This window comes from Actinomadura sp. KC345 (genome assembly GCF_004348515.1).
Taxonomy (GTDB): Bacteria; Actinomycetota; Actinomycetes; order Streptosporangiales; family Streptosporangiaceae; genus Spirillospora.
On the sequence record NZ_SMKH01000082.1, the window covers coordinates 1 to 19,571 of the forward strand.

The window sequence follows — 19,571 nt, forward strand, 5'->3', positions numbered from 1 at the left end:
GTCGCAGCCGGGGTCGCCGCAGGCGCCTTCGCGCCATTCGTCGCAGTGCGGGCACAGGGCGGCGTCGAAGGCTTCGGAGTACTCCTGCCGGCGGTTGCAGCGCGGGCACGTCCCGGGCCACGGTTCCTTCTTCGCCATGTCCTCAGGGCTGGAGGAGGAAGAGCCTGCGGTCGACGCGGTCGAGCGCGCCGCCGCGTCCGTAGACGAGGCCGGTGGCGAAGTCGACGAGCCGCTTGGCGTCGGCGTCCGGGAGGTCGGTCAGGTCCATGAGGACGGGCACGCCCTTGCGGAAGAAGTGCCCGACGTACAGGACCTCGTTGTAGTTCTGGGGACGCAGCGACTTGACCACCGTCCCAGTCTGCCGGTCTCCCGACCGAGGTCAAGGGCGGGTCGATAAGGGCAGGTCGCGACGGCGCGGCGGCTCCGGGAAGGGGCGGAAGCGTAGGGGAGGGACGTGCCCGCCGTCCGCGGTTTTCTGTTGCCTTGAGTTTCTGCTGAAGATCAGCGGGAAATCTGCCTGCTAGAGGAACGGAGGCAAGTGGCATGGAGGTCGTTCTCGAAATGACCCTGCCGAGGAACGCCGAGAGCGCTCCGCTGGTGCGGCATACGCTCGATGCCTCTCTCCGCGGGCTCGGGGTCGGCTCCGAGATTCGTGCCGATATCGCGCTGGCCTTGGGGGAGGCGTGCGCGAACGTCATCCAGCACGCCGCGAACGGAAAGGATTACGAGGTCCGGGCGCGGATGGACGGGGTGAGATGCGTCGTGGAGGTCATCGACGGGGGACCGGCGGACGGTGCCTCGGTGAACGGTGTCGAAGACGAGTGGGGGAGTGCGAATGTCGCGCCCCTGTCCGAGCACGGGCGGGGGATCCAGTTGATGCGGGCGTTCACGGAAGAACTGCAGATCGCCGATCGCGTGCACCGGGACGGCGCGATCGTGCATTTCGAGAAGTCGCTGGCGGGTTGACGGCGACGGCCCGGGGGAGGTTCCCGCCGGGCCGCCACCGCGATCGGGTCAGCCGGTGACCGGAAGGTCGTGCTCGACCGGGGTCGGGGCCGGCGCGTCGGACGGAGGCTTGGCCGGGCCGTGGCCCTTGCCGCAGGTGGCGGACGCGGCCCGGACGGTCGCGGGCTTGCCGGGCAGCGGCAGGTTGAGTTCCATCGCGGTGACGGCGAGCCGGCCGTCGGCCATGCGCTCCTGCTTGTTGAGGATCAGCGAGGCGCGCCCGACGCCCTCGATGTCGACCGGGACGGTCGTGTTGGGCGGCGGGGAGGCGTCCAGGCGCTTGCCGGCGATGACGGCGCGGGCGAGGTTGGCCGAGCCCCTGCCGCCGTCGCACGTCGCGGTGACGGCGCCGGCCATCAGCTTCGCGGCGGGGACGGAGAGGTCGGCGACGGACGAGCGTGCGCGGGCGGCGGACGCGCTGACGTCCAGCGCGGAGGCCTTGACCAGCTTGGTGCGGTCCTCGCGCACGAGGCTCCTGCGGACCGTCTCCGTGGTGGACGAGACCGCGGGCACCGGCGGCACGGTGACCGGCCCGGACGCGGTCAGCCCGTAGGCGGAGCCTTCGGCGCCGTGCGGGGCGGCCGCCTGGGCCGGGGCTCCGATGAGGCCGGGCGCGACGAGGCCGGTGGCGAGCAGGCCGGTGGTGGCGAGCCGTCTGGCGATGGTGCGGTGACGCATGGGTGTCTCTCCGATTCTCTGAGGTCTGGGGCTTGCCGGTCAGCCGTCGATGAAGACCAGGGACCCGAGCGGGACCTTCGACAGGGCCTTCAGCGCGTCGGGCGGCACCCGGACGCAGCCGTGCGTGACGGCCTTGCCGAACACGGAGGCGTCGGGCCAGCCGTGCAGGGCGACGGTGCCGGGACCGCCGCCGAAGGTGTCGAGGGTCGCCGAGTGGGTGCCGAGCGGCAGGACGATCGGGCTCGGTGCCTTCTTCTCCCGGGCGAGCGTCGCCATGAGGAACGTCCGCCCGGACGGTGTCGGGGTCTTGGGGCCGCCGATCGCGACCTTCCACCGGCCGACCTGCCGCGCGGACTTGAGCAGCGTGAGCCGCCGCTCGGCGAGGTCGACGCGGACGGTGTAGGGCGTGCGCGCGGTCCGCAGCCCCGCGCCGGAGATCCAGCCGCTCGCCTGGTTGGGGCGGCTCGGCAGCAGGACCCGGCGCCAACCGCCCGAGGTCTCCACCACGGGAACCCAGGTGGGACCGTCCAGCTGTTCGGCGGGCAGGGTGGCGACGCGGCGTCCGTCCGGACGGTCGAGGACCGGCACCGCCGTGGCCGGGTGCACGACCAGGCCGTCGGTGGCGCCGTCCGGTGCCGGGTCCTTCGGGGCGCCCTTGACGGTGGTGAACGTGGTGGCCTCGGGGACCTCGGACGCGGCGGCCTCCCCGCCCGCCGCACCGTCCTTCCCGGCCGCGCCGCCCGTCGCGCCGCCGTCCCCCGCCGATGCCGCGCCGCCGGACGAGCCGCCGCAGCCGCCGAGCACCAGCAGGACGGCGGCGGCCGCCGGCACCAGCCCGGCGGTGACGGCACGACGGGAATGCCGCGGGAGAAAAGTGGTGGCCATGAACGGCGATGCTAGCGGCGGAAAAGGCGCCCGTATCGAGAATGGCGAAAAGGGCACGGTCGCTGGTTCGAAGAAATGGCTATATTCTCCGACTTTCTGGAACTTGCTTCAGCTTCGGGCCTATCCAGAGAAAACGGATTTTCGCGGCGGTTCAGGCGGGCATGGAAACGGAGTCACCGTCGGCGCCGGGCTTGGAGGCGGCCTCATGGAACTCGCTCAGACCCCACAGCAGCGCGGCCAGCGCGGGCGCCGGCATCGAGGCCAGGACCCGGGTCAGCTCCTCGCGCCGCCGCCGCCGGAGCCGGTCGAGCAGCGCCTGCCCGTCGGCGCTGAGACGTACCGTGACCTCGCGGCGGTCCCGCCCGGGGTCGCGGGCCAGCAGCCCGGACGCCTCCAGCCGGTCGCAGAGCCGGCTCGCCGAGGACACCAGGGCGCCCAGCTCCTCCGCCAGCCGGCTGACGTTGACCGGCCCGCGCTCCACCACGAAAAGCGCACGCAACTGCGTCGACGGAACGGGGACATCGGGGCCATTGTGAACGCGTCCCCAGACGTTCACCAGTGTGGAGGCGGCGTCATCGAGCGCTGCCGCGGACTCCGCGGCCTCTTCACTCGGCGTGTCCACCATGCCTTCCACTGTTACACACCACGTCGCTCACGGCATCCGGGCCGCCACAGGCCGCCCGGCCGCGCGGACGGCGTCCGTTTCCATCCCGGCGAGGATTCCGATGCATAACGACCCGGTCGAAAAGGACTTCCAGGAGATCGCGCGGGCCCTCTGGGCGGCTCCCCCGCACGAGCTGATCGACGTCGCGGGCAGGCTGCTCGACCGGCACGCGGGCGGGGGCGGCGCCGAGATTCTGCTGATCGACTACCGCCAGGCGTTCCTCGTCCCGGCCGTCCGGGGACGCGAGGACGTCCCGGTCGACAACACCGCCCCCGGGCGGGCGTTCGCCGCCCAGCAGATCCTCCGGGAGCCCGCCGCGGACGACGGCGGCCGTCTGGCCCATCTCCCCCTGACCGTGCAGGGCGAGCGCCTCGGCGTGCTGAGCGTCCGCCTCCCGGACGTCGGCCCGCACTGGCTGGGGGAGTTCGCCGGCACCCTCGCCCGCGCCATGAAGATCGCCGACCAGGGCACGGACCTGTTCCGGCGCATCCGGCGGCGGTCCCGGCTGACGCTGGCGGCCGAGATCCAGTGGGACCTGCTGCCCGCGCCGTCCTGCGACACCGAGACGTTCCATCTGGCCGGGCAGCTCGAACCCGCCTACGCGGTGTGGGGCGACAACTTCGACTGGGCCGCGTCCGCGGAGCGGCTCACGCTGACCGTCAGCAACGGGATGGGGTCGGGGACGGACGCGGCCGCGCTCACCCATCTCGCGATCAGCGCGCTGCGCAACGCGCGGCGTTCCGGCGCCGGCATCGCCGGGCAGGCCGGGCTCGCCGACCAGACGCTGTTCGCGCGGCACCGGGGCGACCTTCAGGTGTCGACGCTCCTGCTGGACTTCGAGCTCGCGACCGGGCGGGTCCGGGTGGTCGACGCGGGCTCGCCGAGGATCCTAGGGATGCGCGGCGGCGCGATCACCGGCATCGGGTTCGACGCGCAGATGCCGCTCGGGATGTTCGGCGACACCCGGTACGTGACGGAGGAGTTCGCGGTCGAGCCGGGCGACCGGTTGGTCGTCGTCAGCGACGGGGTGCACGCCGCCCTGTCCCCGTCCGGCGAGCCCTACGGGGATTCCGCGCTGACCCGGGCCCTGCGGGCGACCCGGATGCAAGAGCCGCCGGAGGCCGTCCGCACCATGATCCGGCACTTCGTCGCCTACCACGAGGAGACCGAGCCCGCCGACGACGCGGTGATCGTCTGCGTCGACTGGAAGGCGCGCTGAGGCGGCTTCCGGTGGCGGGCCGCGGGGTCAGTTCGGGAGTTTGACCACCGTCACGAAGAAGTCGTCGATCCGGCGGACGACGGAGATGAACTGGTCGAAGTCGACAGGCTTGGTGACGTAGGCGTTGGCGTGCAGGTTGTAGCTGCGCAGGATGTCCTCGTCGGCCTCGGAGGTGGTGAGCACGACGACGGGGATGCGCCGCAGGTGCTCGTCCTCCTTGATCTCCTGGAGCACCTCCCGGCCGTCCTTGCGCGGCAGGTTGAGGTCGAGCAGGATCAGGTCCGGACGCGGGACGCCCGCGTACTCGCCCGCCTGGCGCAGGAACGCCATGGCCTGCTCCCCGTCGTTGACGACGTGCAGCGTGTTGTTCACCTTGTTGTGCTCGAACGCCTCGACGGTCAGCAGGACGTCGCCGGGGTCGTCCTCGACGAGCAGGACCTCGATGGGGTGCGGTCCTTGGTTCATGTAGGTGTCCTCGCTCACTGTCCGTTGTGGCCGGCGCCGCCGGAGTCCGCGTGCGCCGGTGGCCGGGTCGACAGCGTCCAGTGGAAGACGGTACCGGGATCGTCGCCGTGGCCGTCGGGGTCGAGCCAGATCCGGCCGCCGTGGAACTCGACGATCTTCTTGCAGAGGGCCAGGCCGATGCCCGTCCCCGTGTACTCGTCGCGCGGATGGAGCCGCTGGAAGATCAGGAAGATCCGGTCGGAGTAGCGCGGCTCGATGCCGATGCCGTTGTCGGCGCAGCGGAACTCCCACTCGTCCCCGCTGCGGCGGGCGTCGATGGTGACGCGGGGCGGCACGCCCTCGCGGCGGAACTTGATCGCGTTGCCGACGAGGTTCTGGAAGAGCCGGGTGAGCTGGGCGCGGTCGCCGGGCACGTGCGGCAGCTCCCCGATCTCCACCTCCGCGCCGGTCTCCTCCCGCAGAGCCGCCACGTTGTCCAGGGCATGCTGCGCGACCTCGTTGAGATCGAGCGACTCCTCAAGGGCCGACATCCGGCCGACGCGGGAGAAGCTCAGCAGGTCGTTGATGAGGGCCTGCATGCGCTTCGCGCCGTCCACGGCGAACGCGATGTACTGCTGCCCCCGCTCGTCGAGCTGGTCTCCGTACCGGCGTTCGATCATCTGGCAGAAGCTCGCGACCTTGCGCAGCGGCTCCTGGAGGTCGTGGCTCGCGACGTAGGCGAACTGCTCCAGCTCGGCGTTGGAGCGGCGCAGCTCCTCGGTCTGCTCGTCGAGCTGCCGGGTGCTCTCGACGCTGACCCGCCACTCGTCGATGATCCGGTTCCGCATCGCGTCGATGATCACCGAGAGTTCGGCGAACTCCGCCGGGCCGGGGACGTCCAGCGGGTGCCCGAAGTCGCCCTGCGCGACCGCGCGGACCCGACCGGTCAGCAGGGACGCCGGGGTCAGCACCGTCCGGCGGAACAGCACGGCGAGGGCGAGCGCGGCCACCACGACCAGGGTGAGCGCGACGATCGTCGACCACATCGCCGTGTCGGCGCGGGAGCGCAACTCGCCTGCGGTCTGCTCGTGCAGCGCGGTGATGCCGGCCTGCAGCGGGGTCATGTCGCCGCGCACCTGGTTGAGCAGCTGCCGCGCTCGCCGGCTCTGTTCGGGGTCGAGGCCCTGGGCGCCGGGCCCCGCCGCCACCCGGTCGGCGTACGCGGTCCGCCACGCCTTCGAGTCGTCGAGGGCCTTGTCCAGGGAGCGGAAGACGGTCTCGTGGCCCGGTACCCCGCTGAGCAGGCCGCGCATCCTCGCGGCGGACGCCGCCTCCTGCCGGACCGCGGCGCGGTACTCGGCGAGGCGGGCCGCACCGCCGTCCTGGGCGTAGTCGCGGATCGCCGCATCCTGGGTGGTGACCGCCGACGAGAGCCGGAACTGCTCCAGCGCCGCCGGATCGACCTTGTTGATGAGGTGTTCGCGTGCCCGTTCGTTCTGGTACAGCGCCGATCCGGCCTGCACGAACGCGAGGAGGAGAAGCAGGCCGAGGACGACCGAGCCCAGCCGGTAGATCTGGACGAGGCGCAGGCGGCTCATCCCGTGTGCCTCGGGGACGTCCACCTCCGGCAGCACGACGGCCGGCCCGGTGATCCGCAGCTTCGGGGCGGGCTCCTTCGCCGGGGGCGGCGCCGCGCCGCCCCCGGCGGCGTCGCCGGCGGGAGATCCGGTCGCGGGCGGCTCGTCCGGGGCGGTCCGGCCCGGGGTCATCAGCCGTCACCCCTGCTCAGCAGGAGTACGGCCAGGTCGTCGGACAGGACGTCCCCGTTCAACCGCTCCGCCTCCGCGATCAGCCCGTCGATGAGCACGTCGCCTCGCCGGCCGTCCCTGTACGCGATCTTCGTCAGCTCCATCAGTCCGGAGAGGTCGAGATACCCGCCGGCGTCGCCGGCATACCCCTCGATCAGCCCGTCGGTGTAGAGCAGCAGCCCCCACGAGTCGCCGAGGTCGAGGTCGATCGCGGGCCACTCGACGCCGGGGATGAGCCCGAGCGCCGGGCCGCGCGGCTCGTCCGGGACGGCCTCCACGCCGCTGGGGCCGAAGAACAGCGGCCGCGGGTGCCCGGCCCGGTGCATCCGCGCGGTGCGGCGGTCGGGGGCGATGGTCACCGTGCACGCGGTGGTGAAGATCTCCTCCCCCCACCGCTCGTGCTGGAGGACGGCGTCGAGCGTGTCGAGGAGTTGCGGCCCGGTGTGCCCGGCGAGCACGAGCGTCCGCCACGCCATGCGGAGCCGGACCCCGAGGGACGCCTCGTCGGCGCCGTGCCCGCTGACGTCGCCGATCACGACGTGGACGGTGCCGTCGGCGGTCTCCACGGTGTCGTGGAAGTCGCCGCCGAGCAGCGCCCGGTCGCGTCCGGGCCGGTACCGGGTGTGGTGCCGCAGCGTCGTGTCCTTGAGGATCGGGACGGGCAGCAGGCCGCGTTCGAGCCGCGCGTTCTCCCGGCTGAGGGCCCGCGCCTCCACGAGCTGACGTTCGGACTCGTCGGCGCGCTTGCGCTCGATCGCGTAGCTGATGGCCCGGGTGAGCAGCGCTCCGTCCACGTCCTGCTTGACCAGGTAGTCCTGGGCGCCGGCGGCGACGGCCTCCACGCCCACGTGGGCGTCGGCGAGGCCGGTCAGCACCAGGACGGCGATGGACGGCGCGCGGGCGTGCATCTGGTGCAGCGCGTCGAGGCCCTGCGCGTCCGGCAGGGACAGGTCGACGATGACGCACTGCATGTCGGGCCGCAGCGCGTCGAGGGCCTCGGCGAGCGTGGTGGCGACGGTGATCCGCACGCCCGGCTGGGCCTCGGCCAGCAGTTCCTCGAACAGGAACGCGTCACCCGGGTCGTCCTCGACGAGCAGCAGGTGGGGGGAGCCCGCCACGCCGAGAAGCCGTTCGGCGCCGCGACTGTGCATCGCGGTCATGAATCAGCTCCTTAGGCCTGGCATTGCCGCGCGCATGTCAGGCGGGGTAGTTGTTTGTCGCTGTGCAAATATTAGGGGCACCCGGCCGAGCTGAGGCACCCGAATAGGGTGTTCCACCCGAAACGGAGACGGCTTCGACTCAACCGTACTTGCGCTGGCAGCAGGAGCGGGCGAGCCCGCCCACACCGGCCGCGCGGGTACGCGACGACCGGGGCGCGGCGGTGCGGGGGCGCGTCGGCGAGATCATCGTGCTCCTGGCCCGTCCGGGCGGAGGTGCCTGCCGGGGGGAGGTGCCTGCCCGGGGGAAGTCCGGTTCCGTGGTCGCGCTCAACGCGGAATTGGGCGCACTCGTCAGCCAAGTGACGGCCGGAAGGGACGGCGCCTGCTCGGTGCCGTCCCTTTCGCGCGACTCCGGGAAACGGGGAGTGATCGGGATGTGATCAGGCGCTTTTGGGGGTGTGGCGAGCCGTTTTCTGGGCGGCCCTGCGCTGGGCGGCGTTCGCCCTGGCGCGGTTGAGGCTTTCCCTGACCTTGGCGGCGCCGCGCGCCGCGGTCACGGTGTCCTTGGCGCGGCCGGCGTAAACCGCGAGGACCTCCGCGACGGGCGGCGGCTGCCATTCCTCCTTCAGGACTACGGGCAGGACGGGTACGGCGGCGTTTCCAGGCACGGTGGCGGCGGAGTTTCCAGGCACGGGGACGAGCGCGAGATGCGATTGGCAGTGCGGGCACTGCGCCCCCGGATGGGTGTCTCTGCTCATAACACGAATCATTACCCAAGGGTCTGACAAAACAAGAGCGGCGCCCTATTGCGGAAGGGACGCCCTACCCAGAAGTCGCCTCACCGCTCCCTTACGTACCCCGGGCCAGTCGCCCACACCGTCGTGAACAGAACCTCGGGCCCGGGGTCGCGGGTGGGGCGACTGGAGATCGTCCAACGTCCGCGGCCGCCGCGACACGCCGAGCAGGGCGGCCCCGGGGAGGCGCACCCTGGGCCGACGGGTCGAGGGCGGGAAGACCCGCGATCCGGAGCCCGAAATACCGAGTGATCAGGGGGAACCCGGGGCATGATCGATGTGTCTGATACGTGGGCGAAACCACCGAGTTCGACTGCCGTTCATCTTGTTCAAGGAAAATCACCGGTATGACCGTCAACCCAGGGCAACTCCCCCATCCGGCCGAAGCGCTGCCCGACGACCGCTTCCTCGACCGGGAGGAGAGCTGGCTCAGGTTCAACCAGCGCGTCCTGGAGCTCGCGGAGGATCCCACCCTGCCGCTGCTCGAACGGGTCAGGTTCCTGTCCATCTTCTCCAGCAACCTGGACGAGTTCTTCATGGTCCGCGTCGCCGGCCTCGCCCGCCGGATGGCGACCGGGCTCGCCGTCCAGTCCGCCAGCGGGCGCCAGCCCCGCGAGGTGCTCGAACGCACCGGCGAGGTCGCGCACCAGCTGATGGGGCGGCACGCCGCCTGCTTCCGCGACGGGATCCGCCCGGCGCTCGGCGACGAGGGCATCGACATCCTGCGCTGGGACGAGCTGGCCGAGACCGAGCAGGAGAGCCTGCGGCGGATGTTCCGCGATCGGATCTACCCCGTCCTCACCCCGCTCGTCGTCGACTCCGCGCACCCGTTCCCCTACATCTCGGGCCTGTCGCTCAACCTCGCGGTGATCGTCCGCGACCCGGAGACCGACGCGACGATGTTCGCCCGCGTCAAGGTCCCGCCGCTGCTGCCGCGCTTCATCGAGGCGTCCCCCGACCGGTTCACGCCGCTGGAGGACGTCATCGCCGCGCACCTCGGCCAGCTGTTCATGGGGATGGAGGTCGTCGAGCACCACGCGTTCCGCGTCACCCGCAACCAGGACCTCGAGATAGACGACGACATAAGCGAGGGGCTCCTCCAGGCGCTGGAACGCGAGCTGCTGCGCCGCCGTTTCGGCCCGGTCGTCCGGCTGGAGGTCGAGGAGTCGATCTCCGAGGGGGTCCTCGACCTGCTGACCTCCGAGCTCGCCGTGGACGAGGGCCAGATCTACCGCGTCGTCGGCCCGCTCGACCTCGGCGGCCTCGCCTCCATCGCCGACCTCGACCGGCCGGAGCTGAAGTACTCCCCTTTCGTCCCGTCGAAGGAGGCGCTGCCCGAGGATGCGAACATCTTCTCCGCCATCCGTGAGCGGGACGTGCTCGTCCACCACCCCTACGACTCGTTCACCACGACCGTCCAGCGGCTGATCGAAGACGCTGCGACCGACCCGCGCGTCCTGGCGATCAAGCAGACGCTCTACCGGACCAGCGGCGACTCCCCGATCGTGGACGCGCTGATGAACGCCGCCGAGGCCGGCAAGCAGGTCGTGGTCGTCGTCGAGCTGAAGGCCCGCTTCGACGAGCGCGCCAACATCGCGTGGGCGCGCAAGCTGGAGACGGCCGGCTGCCACGTCGTCTACGGGTTCGTCGGGCTGAAGACGCACTGCAAGCTCGCGCTGATCGTCCGGCAGGACGCCGAGGGCCAGCTGCGCCGCTACTGCCACATCGGCACCGGCAACTACCACCCGAAGACCGCCCGGCTCTACGAGGACTTCGGCCTGCTGACCGCCGACCCCGAGGTCGGCGAGGACGTCAGCGCCCTGTTCAACCACCTCACCGGCTACTCGCGGCAGGGCTCCTACCACCGCCTGCTCGTCGCGCCGAACAGCCTGCGGTCCGGGCTCGTCCAGCGGATCGAGCACGAGATCGACAACCGGCGGGCCGGGCATCCCGCCCGGATCCGGATCAAGTGCAACTCCCTCGTGGACGAAGTGATCATCGACGCGCTCTACCGGGCGTCGCGGGCCGGGGTCCCGGTGGACGTCTGGGTCCGCGGCATCTGCGCCGTGCGTCCCGGCGTGCCCGGCCTGTCGGAGACGATCCGGGTGCGCAGCATCCTCGGCCGGTTCCTGGAGCACTCCCGGGTGTTCGCGTTCGAGAACGGCGGCGAGCCCGAGGTGTGGATCGGCAGCGCCGACCTCATGCACCGCAACCTCGACCGCCGCGTCGAGGCCCTGGTCTCGGTCACCGACCGGGTGCAGCGGGACGACCTGCTGTCCCTCATCGATCGGGCCATGGACAACGGCACCGACGCGTGGGCGCTCTCCGGCGACGGCACGTGGACGCGGCTGACCGCCCGTCCCGGCGAGACCCTGCAGGACATCCAGACCCATCTGGTCAAGAGCCGCCGGTGGAGGACGGTCGATGCCTGACAGCGGCACCCCGCCGGAAGCGGACGTCATCAGGGCCGCGGGCGCGCTGCTGTGGCGGGACGGCCCCGAGTTCGCGCTGATCCACCGCCCCCGCTACGACGACTGGTCGTTCCCCAAGGGCAAGGTCGACACGGGGGAGCACGTGCTGCGGGCCGCCGTCCGGGAGATCGAGGAGGAGACCGGCATCGTCGCCCGCCTCGGCCGGCGCCTGCCCGGCATCACCTATCCGATCGGCGAGCGGACCAAGCTGGTCGACTACTGGGCCGCCCGCCCGGTCGTCTCGACCGCCTTCGTCCCGAACGACGAGGTCGACGAGGTCGTCTGGCTCCCTTCGGCCGAGGCCGAGGCAAGGCTCAGCTACCAGCATGACATCGACCTGCTCCAGGAGTTCCTCCACGGCCCCCTGGACACCGTGCCCCTCGTGATCCTGCGGCACGCGTCGGCGGGGGAGAAGGAGGACTGGCGCGACGCCGACGAACTGCGCCCGCTCGACGCGGCGGGCCGCGCCGAAGCCGCCGACCTCGCGTGCCTCCTGCACACCTACGCGCCGACCCGGCTGATCAGCTCGGCGACGGCCCGGTGCCTGGACACCGTCCTGCCGTACGCGCGGCGGACCGGCACGTCCATCGTCACCGACCCGGCGTTCACGGTCGGCGACACCGGCCCGGACATGGCGGTGGAGAGGCTCCTATCCCTCGTGGACGACGGCGTCCCCACCATCGTGTGCACCCACGGCGAGGTCGTCTCCGAACTCGTCGCCGGGTTGTGCAAGGAGATGGGGGAGAAGGTCCCGGACGACCCGAGCCTGCGCAAGTCGGAGTTCTGGGCGGCGCACATCGCCGACGGCTCGATGCCCGCCCTGGAACGTCACTCGCCTAGAACGAGGGCCCGAGAGTCTGCGACCAGGTAGTCGACAGGCGGTCCCGCGCGGCCTCCGACACGTACTTTTCCTTCCCGTACAGCACGCCCAGCGTGAACGCCTCCGCCGGGACCTTGGTGCGCTTGGCGGCGGCCCCCAGGTGCTCCATGGCGATCACGCCGTCCTGGTGGCCGCCCAGGACCTCCTGGATGCGCTTGGCGTCCTTGACGACCCTCTTCGCGGCCACGCCCAGCACCGGCACCGCGAGCTCCGCCGCGTACCGCGCGCGCTTGGCCGCCTTACGGGTCTCGTGGCGCGCGTCATCCGGGTCGTCCGCGGTCCTGATCGACGCGTAGTCCTTGGCCATGCGGTTCCACGCCCGCGTGACGAGGCCGGGCAGCTCCTTGCGGGCCTTCCTCTCCGCGGCCTCCAGCAGCGGCGGTTCGGCGATCAGCCGGTCGAGCGTGTCGAGCAGCGCGAAGTACCGCGGCTCCTTCAGGCTCGCGTTCATCCGCCGGTACGCGGCGCGCTCCCGCTTCTCCAGATCCTCCAGGACGAACGCGGGCGCCTCCGCGAACCGCATCCGCAGCACTTCGAGATCACGCACCTCGCCGAGGACGGCGGCCAGCCACCGCAGCTCGGCCCCCAGCGGAGCGGTCCGCTCCTCGTCCAGGACGGTCCGGTAGCTGCGCAGGACGCTGCGCAGCCGCCGCGACGCCACCCGCATCCGGTGGACGGCGTCCTCCTCGCCCAGCCGCGCCTTGGGATCGAACGCCACCACGGCCTCGACCTGCTCGGCGAGGTAGGCCACCACGACCTCCCCGGTCGTGACGCTCGGCCCCTTCCCGTTGGACGTCGCCGCGGTGATCCGCGACCGCGCCGCCGCCCGCGCCGCCGCGGACTCCGACGGCACGACCGCCTCGCCCAGCAGGCGTCCCAGCTTTGACGACGACTTGCCCTTCTTGGCGCCGCCCTTGCGCAGCCGCTTGCCGGCCGCCTTCAGCAGCTCGGGCGTCCCGTCCTGCAGCTCGACCTCGATCTCCCGCCACAGCTCGGGCTCCGCGTCCGTCCCGCCGCGCCCCGTCACCAGGTCGTCGGCGACCTCCGCCAGCTCGGTCCCGTCCTCCCCGAGCAGCCGGACGACCGTCCTCCTGGTCTCCAGCGTCGCGACCGGACGCAGCTCCTCACCCCGCGTGTACGCCGCGACCAGCCCCGCGAGCCGCGCCGGGACGACCAGCGGCCGGCCCAGCGGCGCCCGCAGCTCGTGCCTGCCCTCCGGCCCGGCGGGCATCTTCAGGTGCCAGCCCGCGTCCGTCCCGCCCCGGCGGCGGCGCAGCGTGATCCCGTGCGCCGCGAGCCGCAGGTCGGCGGTGTCGAAGTAGCTGGCGTGCAACTCGTGGACCTCGGGCTCCCCGGCCGACGCCACGCCGGGCAGCCCGTCCAGCTCCGGCAGGACGAAGTCGGCGGCGGCGTCGTACTTCTGCTCGATCTCGAGATGCCTCTCGGCCACGCTCAACTCCTCCAGAAGACCGGCAACGGAACACACCCAGGTGACAAGCATTCCACGCCCAGGTGAACAACGACAGAATCCTTGCGGCCGCGCGGATGACCGGGCTCAGCCGTCCAGGACCGCCCGGCAGGTCGCGGTGATCAATTCGTCCACCAGCGGCGGTGGTGTGCGCCCGGCCAAAAGATACCGGCGGACGGCACCGTACGGGACGTCCACGGTGGCGAACGCCAGCCGCTCGCGGTCGGTGCCGGGAAAAGACCCCAACGCTTCGGAGACCTCGGCGTTCAGCGCGTCGAGGTCGCCGGCGAGGCCGGCGGGCCAGGTGGCGGCGAGGTCCTGCCGCCGGTGGAGAACCAGCACGGCAGCCTCCTCGGGATGCATGCGGCACCACCGCGGCGTGTGCAGTGCCGCCCCCTCGGCGCCGCCCTCGGCAAGCGCCGCGACGAACCCGCGCTGGAAGCGCCGCACCGTGCGGATCCACAGGGTCGCCAGCAGCAGATCCCGGGATCCGAACCGGTGGTAGAGCGAGCCGGACGGAGCCCCGAGCCGCTCGGCGATGGCGCCGATCGTGGCGCCCGCCGGCCCGCCCCCGGCCACGACCGCCAGGGCGGCGTCGAGGATCTGGTCCTCGCTGAACTTGGCCGGCCTTCCCAAGGGGCGCCTCCGTGACGGACTATGGTGGCGGTGTTCTAGAATACAGCCTCTAAAAAGGAGCCCCGGCATGCCCGCCGCCTCGGACGTCGTCGAAGCGTTCTACAGCGCCGCCCAGGCGGCCGACGCCGCCGCGATCCTCGCCATCCTGCATCCGGACTTCGAAGCCCACACCGCACCCGGAATGCCCTGCGGCGCCGGCGGCACCTTCCACGGCCCCCGAGAGACGCTCACCCGCGTGTGGGGCGCGGTGTTCGCCGAGTACGACACGGCCCCCTACGCCCAGACCTGGCACGAGACGGCCGACGGCATGATCGTGGTCACCGGCCACTACCGAGGCGCCGCCCGAGCCACCGCCCGCCCCTATGAGGCCGAGTTCGTCCACCTGTGGCGCGTCAAGGACGGCCTGCTCTCGTGGCTCCACCAGTACACCGACACGTCCCACTGGCACGCGGCCCTCAGGCCGGAGGCTCAGGGGACGTGAGGTGGTACTTCATGCCCATGTGGGAGGGGTGGAAGCCGATCTTCTGGTAGAAGCGGATGGCTTCGGGGCGCTGGCGGTCGGTGGTGAGCTGGACGACGCGGCAGCCGCGGGTGCGGGCTTGGTCAATGGCCCAGTTGATCATGTCTTGGCCGAGGCCGATGCCGCGCTGCTCCGCGGCAACGCGGACGCCCTCGATCTGGGCTCGCTCGCCGCCGGTGTAGGTGAGGCCGGGGATGAACGTCAGTTGGAGGGTGCCGGCGACGGCGCCGTTCACCTCCGCGACGATCACGTGGTTGTTCGAGTCCTTGTCGATCGCGGTGAAGGCCGTGAAGTACGCCTCCGGGATCTGGTCGCCCGGTGTTTCGCGGGTGGCTCCCAGGGGATCGTCGGCGAGTAGCCGGACGATCTGGGGCAGGTCGGCCACCGTCGCCTCTCGGAAGGTCACTTCTTGATCACGCTTCACACCTCACAGGTTAGCCGGGCGCTAACTTGCAATGTTCGCGAACGTCTTGTAGTACTACGAGTTGTAGTACTACGTTGTGTGGGACCACCCCGATGAGCCGAACTGCCGGTGGTCTCGTTGCCGCGCAGGGAGAAGCCAATGCACAACAACGAGGAACACTGGAGCGACCACGCGATCTGCCGCGGAGCCGATCCCGACCTGTTCTTCCCGATCGGCTACTCGGCGCCGGTGCTCCAGGCCCAGGAGGACGCCGCCAAGGCGATCTGCGCCAACTGCCCGGTCCGGGTGGACTGCCTCTCCTGGGCGCTGCGGGTCGGTGAGCCCGACGGCATCTGGGGCGGGACGACGCCGGAGGAGCGCCGCCACCTGCGCCGCACCGCCGACGCTCCCGCGCGCCGCCCGCTGCCGGTCATCGTGGTCCGCGGGGACGCGTCCGAGTCGGAGCACGCCTCCGCCGCCTAGGGGAGAAGGGCCACCTTGCCCACGACGCGGCGGTTCAGCAGGTCGTCCATGACCTGGGCCGTCGAAGCCAGAGGGACGATGCGGGGAGCCACGGGGGCGAGGCCGCGCTTGGCGACAATGGCGAGAAGCTCATCGAGAAGGCGGCGCTGTTCCTGAGGGTGGGCCATGGACCAGGCGCCCCAGTCGACGCCGACGACCGTGCGGTTGCGCAGGAGGACCTGGTTGAGGGGGAGGGACGGGATGTCCCCCGACGCGAAGCCGATCACGATGTAGCGGCCGCGCTCGCGGAGTGCGCGCAGGGCCGGTTCGGCGAGCGCGCCGCCGACCGGGTCGTAGACGGCGTCCACTCCGCCGTCCGACCAGTCGCGGGCGGCCGTCTTGATGTCGCCGGAGCCGCTCAGCGCGGCTTCGGCGCCCGCGAGCCGGGCGGCCTCCTGCTTCGCCGGAGTGGAGGCGACCGCGAGGACCCGGGCGCCCAGGGCCGCGGCCACCTGGATCGCCGCCAGTCCCACGCCGCCGCCGGCGCCGAGGACGAGCAGCGTTTCGCCCGGTCGCAGCGCGGCCCGGTCGCGGAGGGCGAACAGGGCGGTGCTGTAGCTCTGGGTGAAGGTGGCGGCGCGTGGAGAGTCCAGCTCGTCCGGGATCGGGACGGCGGACGCGGCCGGGACCGCCACGTGCGACGCGAAGCCGCCCAGGCCGCACATCGCCAGGACGCGCTCACCGTTCGGGAGCGTCCCCGCGACCTCGCTGCCAGGGACGAAGGGCAGTGGCGGCTTGATCTGGTAACGCCCATGGACGAAGAGGGCGTCCACGTAGTTGACCCCGGCGGCCTCCACGGTGATGAGGACGTGGCCGGGTCCCGGGACGGGCGGCTCGGTCTCCTTGACGACGACCGAGCCGAGTTCCTCACAGATCGCTGCGCGCATCCGTCCAATATGCCGGAAGCGGCCACGGGGCCGGGGACCGGGCCCGTGGCACGTTCCGTTCGTCTCGGTCGTTGACCATTCAGGGTTGTCGAGACGTACGGTGGCTGATATGAGCTATGTCCCGGAAAAGCAGCGTTCCGAGGGGCTCGCCAAGCACGGTGCCCGTGCGCTCACCTCGGTGGTCCTGATCGGGTCCGTCACCGCGCTGATGTGGGTGCTGGAGGCGATCGACTACACCGCCGGCGGATGGCTCGACCGCTTCGGGATCCAGCCCCGGGACGTGAGCGACCTCCCCGACATCTTCGCCGCGCCGTTCATGCACGGCGGGTTCGGTCACCTGATGGCCAACACCGTCCCCTTCATGATCCTCGGGTTCATCGCGGCGGCGCGGGGCATCGCCAAGTTCCTGGCCGCCGGCCTGATCATCATCGTGGTCGGCGGGCTCGGGGTGTGGTTCACCAGCTCCGCCAACACGCTCGGATCCAGCATCCTGATCTTCGGCTTCTTCGGCTACCTGGTCGGACGCGGGATCTTCGAGCGGCGGCTGCTCGACATCGGGATCGCCATCGCCGTCGTGGCCGTCTACGGGACGATGCTGCTCGGCGTCATCCCCGGCGAGCCCGGCATCTCCTGGCAGGGCCACCTGTTCGGGCTGATCGGCGGTGTGCTGGGCGCCTGGTTCCTGCGCCGGAACTGACGCCGGGTCAGTTCGGCCGGACGGTGACCTCGGAGACGACCGCGTCGCGGGACGTCTCCAGCGCCGACACCAGCACGCGTGCCACGGTCGCGGGCGCGGTGAAGTCGTCCTCGGCGTAGGCCCCGCCCTCCTGGGCGCGCACCCTCCGCTGCATCTCCGTGGCCGTCCGCCCCGGGTAGACGGTCGTGACGCGCAGGGACGGCTCCTCGGCGCGCAGGGAGTCGGCCAGGGCGCGCAGTCCGAACTTGCTCGCCGCGTACGCGCTCCACTGGGGGTTGGCGCGCAGCCCGGCGGTCGAGTTCACGAAGACGACGTGTCCCTTGGCGGCGCGCAGCGCGGGCAGGAGCAGCCGGGTCAGCTCCGCCGCGGACACCAGGTTGACCGACATGTGCTCGATCCACTCGTCGGCTTCGGTTGCCGCCACCGGAGCCAGGTGCACCATGCCTGCGGCGTGGACGACGCCGTCCAGCCGCGCGGGCACCCCGGCCATCGCCAGCGTCGCCTCAAGGCGGCGCGGCTCCCTCAGGTCCAGCGGGATCGTGGTGATGGACGCGCTCCGCGGCGGTGAGGGGACCGCGTTCGGGTTGATGACCTGCGTGGCGGCGTTCGCGCCGCCGTGCAGGGACTTGGCCAGCCCGTCGAGGCGCTCCGGCGAGCGGCCGGTGAGGACGAGGTCGTGCCCGCGCTCGCGCAGCAGCTCCGACACCGCCGTGCCGATGCCGCCGGTCGCCCCAGTGATCAGATACGTGCCCATGAGGTTCCATTCTGGTCGGTCCCGTACCTCGGTGGACGCCCGGGGCGCCACGTTGGTTCAGCACCGCCCTCCACCAGCGTCCCCGGCTTCGTTCACTTGCGGCGTGTTGTTGATATGGCGGCCCGGATAACAACAACACGCCGCAAGTCAACGTGCGGGGTCAGCGGGTGCCGGTGTCGGGGCGTAGGACGCGGGTCGCGCCGGCGATGAGCGCGGTGGCGAGCACCCAGCCCGTCGTGACCAGCCCGTAGGCGACCCAGCGGGACCAGTTCACGGCGTCGTAGGACAGCTGCTGCCCGAACGTGTCGAGCGGAATCAGCAGGTCGAGCGTGTAGATCAGCGCGTGGAAGGCCGGGAGCTCGTCGCGCGGCTTGACGGGACGCGGGTTCTCGATCGAGAACACCGTCGTCCCGATGGCCAGCAGCAGCGCGAACCACGCGAACGCCAGCCAGGGCCGGTAGCCGAACCCGACCGTCCAGTCCAGGACGTGGTTCCACGCCTTGCCGACCGGGTTCAGGTTGCGGCGGCGCGCACGGAGCTTGGCGAGCTGCACCTTGCGGGCGAGGTCGTCGTGGCCGATGCCGTGGTACCAGCCCGCGAGCTGCTCGTACGGCTGGAGGTGGAACTCCTCGTCACGGGATATCCAGCTGAGGCGATCCTTGAACTCGGCGCCGCGCAGCGTCTCGTACGTCAAGCCGTTCAGGTACATCTCGTCCGGCCAGACGGACGGGTGGTCCATGAGCAGGTTGATCCGGGAGTACGACAGCGACACCCGGCCCTTGATCTTCTCCTCGGGCCACAGGAGCATCTCGTCGGCCTGGAGGTGGCTGGCGTGCAGCGCCATCCGGTCGGGGTCGCCGGAGTCGAGCCGCGCCTTGGAGAACGACAGGATGCCGTTGTAGCGGCCGCTGCGCAGCCGCACGGTGCCGAGCGCGGTGAAGCCGCGGCTGAACTCGGCGGCGTCCTCGACGACCATGTTCTGCGCGTCCAGCGCGAGGCCGCCGGGATTGGTGAGCGTCGTGCCCTCCATGAACAGCCCGCCGTTCATCCGGGCCCCGACGAAGCGGACCCCGCCGGTGATGTGCGCGTTCCTGATGAACGTGCCGACCTCGACGACGAGCCCGCCGCTGAACAGCGCGAACCTGTCCGGGTCGGACGCGGTGATCGTCGTCCCGTTCATCCGCAGCCCGCCGCTGAGCTGTGCCCGCGGCATCCGGACCTGGCCCTCGATCTCCGTTCCGGACAGGCTGAGGTAGCCGTCCGCGCGCAGCCCGCCGGCGTCGAAGCCCGGCATCCAGCAGTCGGCGAACCGCAGCTCGCGGGTCGCAGCGTTGGACAGGTCGGGCTCCTCGACGAGCCGGCACCGCTCCAGCTTCAGCTCGTACTCGACGGAGCCGCCGGAGACGTCCAGCTGCCCCAGGACGTATGCGCCGCGCAGGCGCACGGCCGCCACCGCGCCGGGACGCGGCTCGCACGCGCCGAGCAGCAGCCTCGTGATGATCTCGGCGCGGACCATCCGATCGGGCAGGGGGCCGGCGGGACGGTCGTCGCCGAGGACGACGGTCGCGCCGGTGGGGAACGCGGCCCAGAGGCGCCGTTCCGCGTCGTTGAGTCCGGGGGGCTGAGACACGGAACCTCTTTCTACGCGCAGATCCCCTCCACGATCAACATCGCGG

The 19,571-nt window shown here is 71.5% G+C and carries 22 protein-coding genes; 8 read left to right on the forward strand and 14 right to left on the reverse strand.

Annotation, left to right across the window (positions count from 1 at the left end):
* Positions 1 to 142: 142 nt before the first annotated feature.
* Positions 143 to 349, reverse strand: a complete 207-nt coding sequence (locus E1281_RS15995) for a cell division protein SepF (RefSeq protein WP_131878889.1) — start codon at positions 347 to 349, stop codon at positions 143 to 145.
* Positions 350 to 543: 194 nt separating this feature from the next.
* Between E1281_RS15995 and E1281_RS16000 the strand changes: the two genes are divergently transcribed.
* Positions 544 to 966 carry an ATP-binding protein gene (locus E1281_RS16000; RefSeq protein WP_131878891.1) on the forward strand — a complete coding sequence of 141 codons (423 nt, stop codon included), beginning with the start codon at positions 544 to 546 and terminating at the stop codon, positions 964 to 966.
* Positions 967 to 1,014: 48 nt separating this feature from the next.
* On the opposite strand, the gene E1281_RS16005 is transcribed toward E1281_RS16000, so the two are convergent.
* The 3 genes from E1281_RS16005 to E1281_RS16015 form a co-directional block, all read right to left on the reverse strand.
* The gene (locus tag E1281_RS16005) at positions 1,015 to 1,683 is read right to left on the reverse strand and encodes a choice-of-anchor P family protein (RefSeq protein WP_131878893.1); all 669 of its coding nucleotides are present in this window, start codon (positions 1,681 to 1,683) and stop codon (positions 1,015 to 1,017) included.
* A 39-nt stretch (positions 1,684 to 1,722) separates the two neighbouring features.
* A complete protein-coding gene (locus tag E1281_RS16010) occupies positions 1,723 to 2,568 on the reverse strand; it encodes a L,D-transpeptidase (protein WP_131878895.1) in 846 nt (281 codons plus the stop codon).
* 151 nt (positions 2,569 to 2,719) lie between these two features.
* Positions 2,720 to 3,193 carry a MarR family transcriptional regulator gene (locus tag E1281_RS16015; protein WP_131878897.1) on the reverse strand — a complete coding sequence of 158 codons (474 nt, stop codon included), beginning with the start codon at positions 3,191 to 3,193 and terminating at the stop codon, positions 2,720 to 2,722.
* A 100-nt stretch (positions 3,194 to 3,293) separates the two neighbouring features.
* On the opposite strand from E1281_RS16015, the gene E1281_RS16020 reads away from it, so the two are divergent.
* Complete coding sequence (locus E1281_RS16020) at positions 3,294 to 4,451, forward strand: PP2C family protein-serine/threonine phosphatase (protein WP_131878899.1); 1,158 nt, start codon at positions 3,294 to 3,296, stop codon at positions 4,449 to 4,451.
* A gap of 27 nt (positions 4,452 to 4,478) precedes the next feature.
* On the opposite strand, the gene E1281_RS16025 is transcribed toward E1281_RS16020, so the two are convergent.
* From E1281_RS16025 to E1281_RS16035, 3 genes are read right to left on the reverse strand one after another with little or no spacing between them, the layout of a single operon-like run.
* On the reverse strand, positions 4,479 to 4,916 hold the full coding sequence (locus E1281_RS16025) for a response regulator (RefSeq protein WP_131878901.1): 438 nt from the start codon (positions 4,914 to 4,916) through the stop codon (positions 4,479 to 4,481).
* A 14-nt stretch (positions 4,917 to 4,930) separates the two neighbouring features.
* A complete protein-coding gene (locus E1281_RS16030; protein ID WP_131878903.1) occupies positions 4,931 to 6,664 on the reverse strand; it encodes an ATP-binding protein in 1,734 nt (577 codons plus the stop codon).
* Positions 6,664 to 7,863, reverse strand: coding sequence for a fused response regulator/phosphatase (locus E1281_RS16035; RefSeq protein ID WP_243717006.1), 1,200 nt, complete (start codon positions 7,861 to 7,863; stop codon positions 6,664 to 6,666). The genes E1281_RS16030 and E1281_RS16035 overlap by 1 nt, the downstream gene beginning before the upstream one ends.
* 149 nt (positions 7,864 to 8,012) lie before the next feature.
* Here E1281_RS16035 and E1281_RS16040 point away from each other — a divergent pair, with 149 nt between their 5' ends.
* Complete coding sequence (locus E1281_RS16040; protein WP_131878905.1) at positions 8,013 to 8,303, forward strand: hypothetical protein; 291 nt, start codon at positions 8,013 to 8,015, stop codon at positions 8,301 to 8,303.
* Here E1281_RS16040 and E1281_RS16045 read toward each other — a convergent pair whose 3' ends face one another.
* On the reverse strand, positions 8,304 to 8,621 hold the full coding sequence (locus tag E1281_RS16045) for a hypothetical protein (protein ID WP_165958951.1): 318 nt from the start codon (positions 8,619 to 8,621) through the stop codon (positions 8,304 to 8,306).
* A gap of 383 nt (positions 8,622 to 9,004) precedes the next feature.
* On the opposite strand from E1281_RS16045, the gene E1281_RS16050 reads away from it, so the two are divergent.
* A complete protein-coding gene (locus E1281_RS16050; RefSeq protein WP_131878907.1) occupies positions 9,005 to 11,089 on the forward strand; it encodes an RNA degradosome polyphosphate kinase in 2,085 nt (694 codons plus the stop codon).
* Entirely contained in the window at positions 11,082 to 11,999 is a 918-nt protein-coding gene (locus tag E1281_RS16055) for an NUDIX domain-containing protein (protein WP_131878909.1), read from the forward strand. The genes E1281_RS16050 and E1281_RS16055 overlap by 8 nt, the downstream gene beginning before the upstream one ends.
* Here E1281_RS16055 and E1281_RS16060 read toward each other — a convergent pair.
* A complete protein-coding gene (locus E1281_RS16060; protein ID WP_243717008.1) occupies positions 11,965 to 13,458 on the reverse strand; it encodes a CYTH and CHAD domain-containing protein in 1,494 nt (497 codons plus the stop codon). The genes E1281_RS16055 and E1281_RS16060 overlap by 35 nt on opposite strands.
* Before the next feature lie 105 nt (positions 13,459 to 13,563).
* Complete coding sequence (locus E1281_RS16065) at positions 13,564 to 14,112, reverse strand: TetR/AcrR family transcriptional regulator (protein ID WP_165958952.1); 549 nt, start codon at positions 14,110 to 14,112, stop codon at positions 13,564 to 13,566.
* A 67-nt stretch (positions 14,113 to 14,179) separates the two neighbouring features.
* Between E1281_RS16065 and E1281_RS16070 the strand changes: the two genes are divergently transcribed.
* Positions 14,180 to 14,593 (forward strand): nuclear transport factor 2 family protein, encoded by a 414-nt coding sequence (locus tag E1281_RS16070; RefSeq protein WP_131878915.1) that lies wholly within the window; start codon positions 14,180 to 14,182, stop codon positions 14,591 to 14,593.
* On the opposite strand, the gene E1281_RS16075 is transcribed toward E1281_RS16070, so the two are convergent.
* Positions 14,568 to 15,038, reverse strand: coding sequence for a GNAT family N-acetyltransferase (locus tag E1281_RS16075; RefSeq protein WP_131878947.1), 471 nt, complete (start codon positions 15,036 to 15,038; stop codon positions 14,568 to 14,570). The two genes, E1281_RS16070 and E1281_RS16075, sit on opposite strands and share 26 nt — an antisense overlap.
* Before the next feature lie 156 nt (positions 15,039 to 15,194).
* On the opposite strand from E1281_RS16075, the gene E1281_RS16080 reads away from it, so the two are divergent.
* A complete protein-coding gene (locus tag E1281_RS16080; RefSeq protein WP_131878917.1) occupies positions 15,195 to 15,518 on the forward strand; it encodes a WhiB family transcriptional regulator in 324 nt (107 codons plus the stop codon).
* Here the strand turns inward: E1281_RS16080 and E1281_RS16085 are convergent.
* A complete protein-coding gene (locus E1281_RS16085) occupies positions 15,515 to 16,444 on the reverse strand; it encodes an NADPH:quinone oxidoreductase family protein (protein WP_131878919.1) in 930 nt (309 codons plus the stop codon). The genes E1281_RS16080 and E1281_RS16085 overlap by 4 nt on opposite strands.
* Positions 16,445 to 16,553: 109 nt before the next feature.
* Between E1281_RS16085 and E1281_RS16090 the strand changes: the two genes are divergently transcribed.
* The gene (locus E1281_RS16090; RefSeq protein WP_131878921.1) at positions 16,554 to 17,141 is read left to right on the forward strand and encodes a rhomboid family intramembrane serine protease; all 588 of its coding nucleotides are present in this window, start codon (positions 16,554 to 16,556) and stop codon (positions 17,139 to 17,141) included.
* Between the two features lie 7 nt (positions 17,142 to 17,148).
* On the opposite strand, the gene E1281_RS16095 is transcribed toward E1281_RS16090, so the two are convergent.
* A complete protein-coding gene (locus E1281_RS16095; protein WP_131878922.1) occupies positions 17,149 to 17,895 on the reverse strand; it encodes an SDR family oxidoreductase in 747 nt (248 codons plus the stop codon).
* Between the two features lie 160 nt (positions 17,896 to 18,055).
* Positions 18,056 to 19,525, reverse strand: a complete 1,470-nt coding sequence (locus E1281_RS16100; RefSeq protein WP_131878924.1) for a hypothetical protein — start codon at positions 19,523 to 19,525, stop codon at positions 18,056 to 18,058.
* Between the last annotated feature and the right edge of the window lie 46 nt (positions 19,526 to 19,571).

Excerpts from the sequence above, each read along its gene's own strand:
- E1281_RS16000 (WP_131878891.1), top strand. The coding sequence starts at position 544 with ATGGAGGTCGTTCTCGAAATGACCCTGCCGAGGAACGCCGAGAGCGCT.
- E1281_RS16005 (WP_131878893.1), bottom strand. The coding sequence starts at position 1,683 with ATGCGTCACCGCACCATCGCCAGACGGCTCGCCACCACCGGCCTGCTC.
- E1281_RS16010 (WP_131878895.1), bottom strand. The coding sequence starts at position 2,568 with ATGGCCACCACTTTTCTCCCGCGGCATTCCCGTCGTGCCGTCACCGCC.
- E1281_RS16015 (WP_131878897.1), bottom strand. The coding sequence starts at position 3,193 with ATGGTGGACACGCCGAGTGAAGAGGCCGCGGAGTCCGCGGCAGCGCTC.
- E1281_RS16020 (WP_131878899.1), top strand. The coding sequence starts at position 3,294 with ATGCATAACGACCCGGTCGAAAAGGACTTCCAGGAGATCGCGCGGGCC.
- E1281_RS16025 (WP_131878901.1), bottom strand. The coding sequence starts at position 4,916 with ATGAACCAAGGACCGCACCCCATCGAGGTCCTGCTCGTCGAGGACGAC.
- E1281_RS16030 (WP_131878903.1), bottom strand. The coding sequence starts at position 6,664 with ATGACCCCGGGCCGGACCGCCCCGGACGAGCCGCCCGCGACCGGATCT.
- E1281_RS16035 (WP_243717006.1), bottom strand. The coding sequence starts at position 7,863 with ATGACCGCGATGCACAGTCGCGGCGCCGAACGGCTTCTCGGCGTGGCG.
- E1281_RS16045 (WP_165958951.1), bottom strand. The coding sequence starts at position 8,621 with ATGAGCAGAGACACCCATCCGGGGGCGCAGTGCCCGCACTGCCAATCG.
- E1281_RS16050 (WP_131878907.1), top strand. The coding sequence starts at position 9,005 with ATGACCGTCAACCCAGGGCAACTCCCCCATCCGGCCGAAGCGCTGCCC.
- E1281_RS16055 (WP_131878909.1), top strand. The coding sequence starts at position 11,082 with ATGCCTGACAGCGGCACCCCGCCGGAAGCGGACGTCATCAGGGCCGCG.
- E1281_RS16070 (WP_131878915.1), top strand. The coding sequence starts at position 14,180 with ATGCCCGCCGCCTCGGACGTCGTCGAAGCGTTCTACAGCGCCGCCCAG.
- E1281_RS16080 (WP_131878917.1), top strand. The coding sequence starts at position 15,195 with ATGCACAACAACGAGGAACACTGGAGCGACCACGCGATCTGCCGCGGA.
- E1281_RS16085 (WP_131878919.1), bottom strand. The coding sequence starts at position 16,444 with ATGCGCGCAGCGATCTGTGAGGAACTCGGCTCGGTCGTCGTCAAGGAG.
- E1281_RS16090 (WP_131878921.1), top strand. The coding sequence starts at position 16,554 with ATGAGCTATGTCCCGGAAAAGCAGCGTTCCGAGGGGCTCGCCAAGCAC.
- E1281_RS16095 (WP_131878922.1), bottom strand. The coding sequence starts at position 17,895 with ATGGGCACGTATCTGATCACTGGGGCGACCGGCGGCATCGGCACGGCG.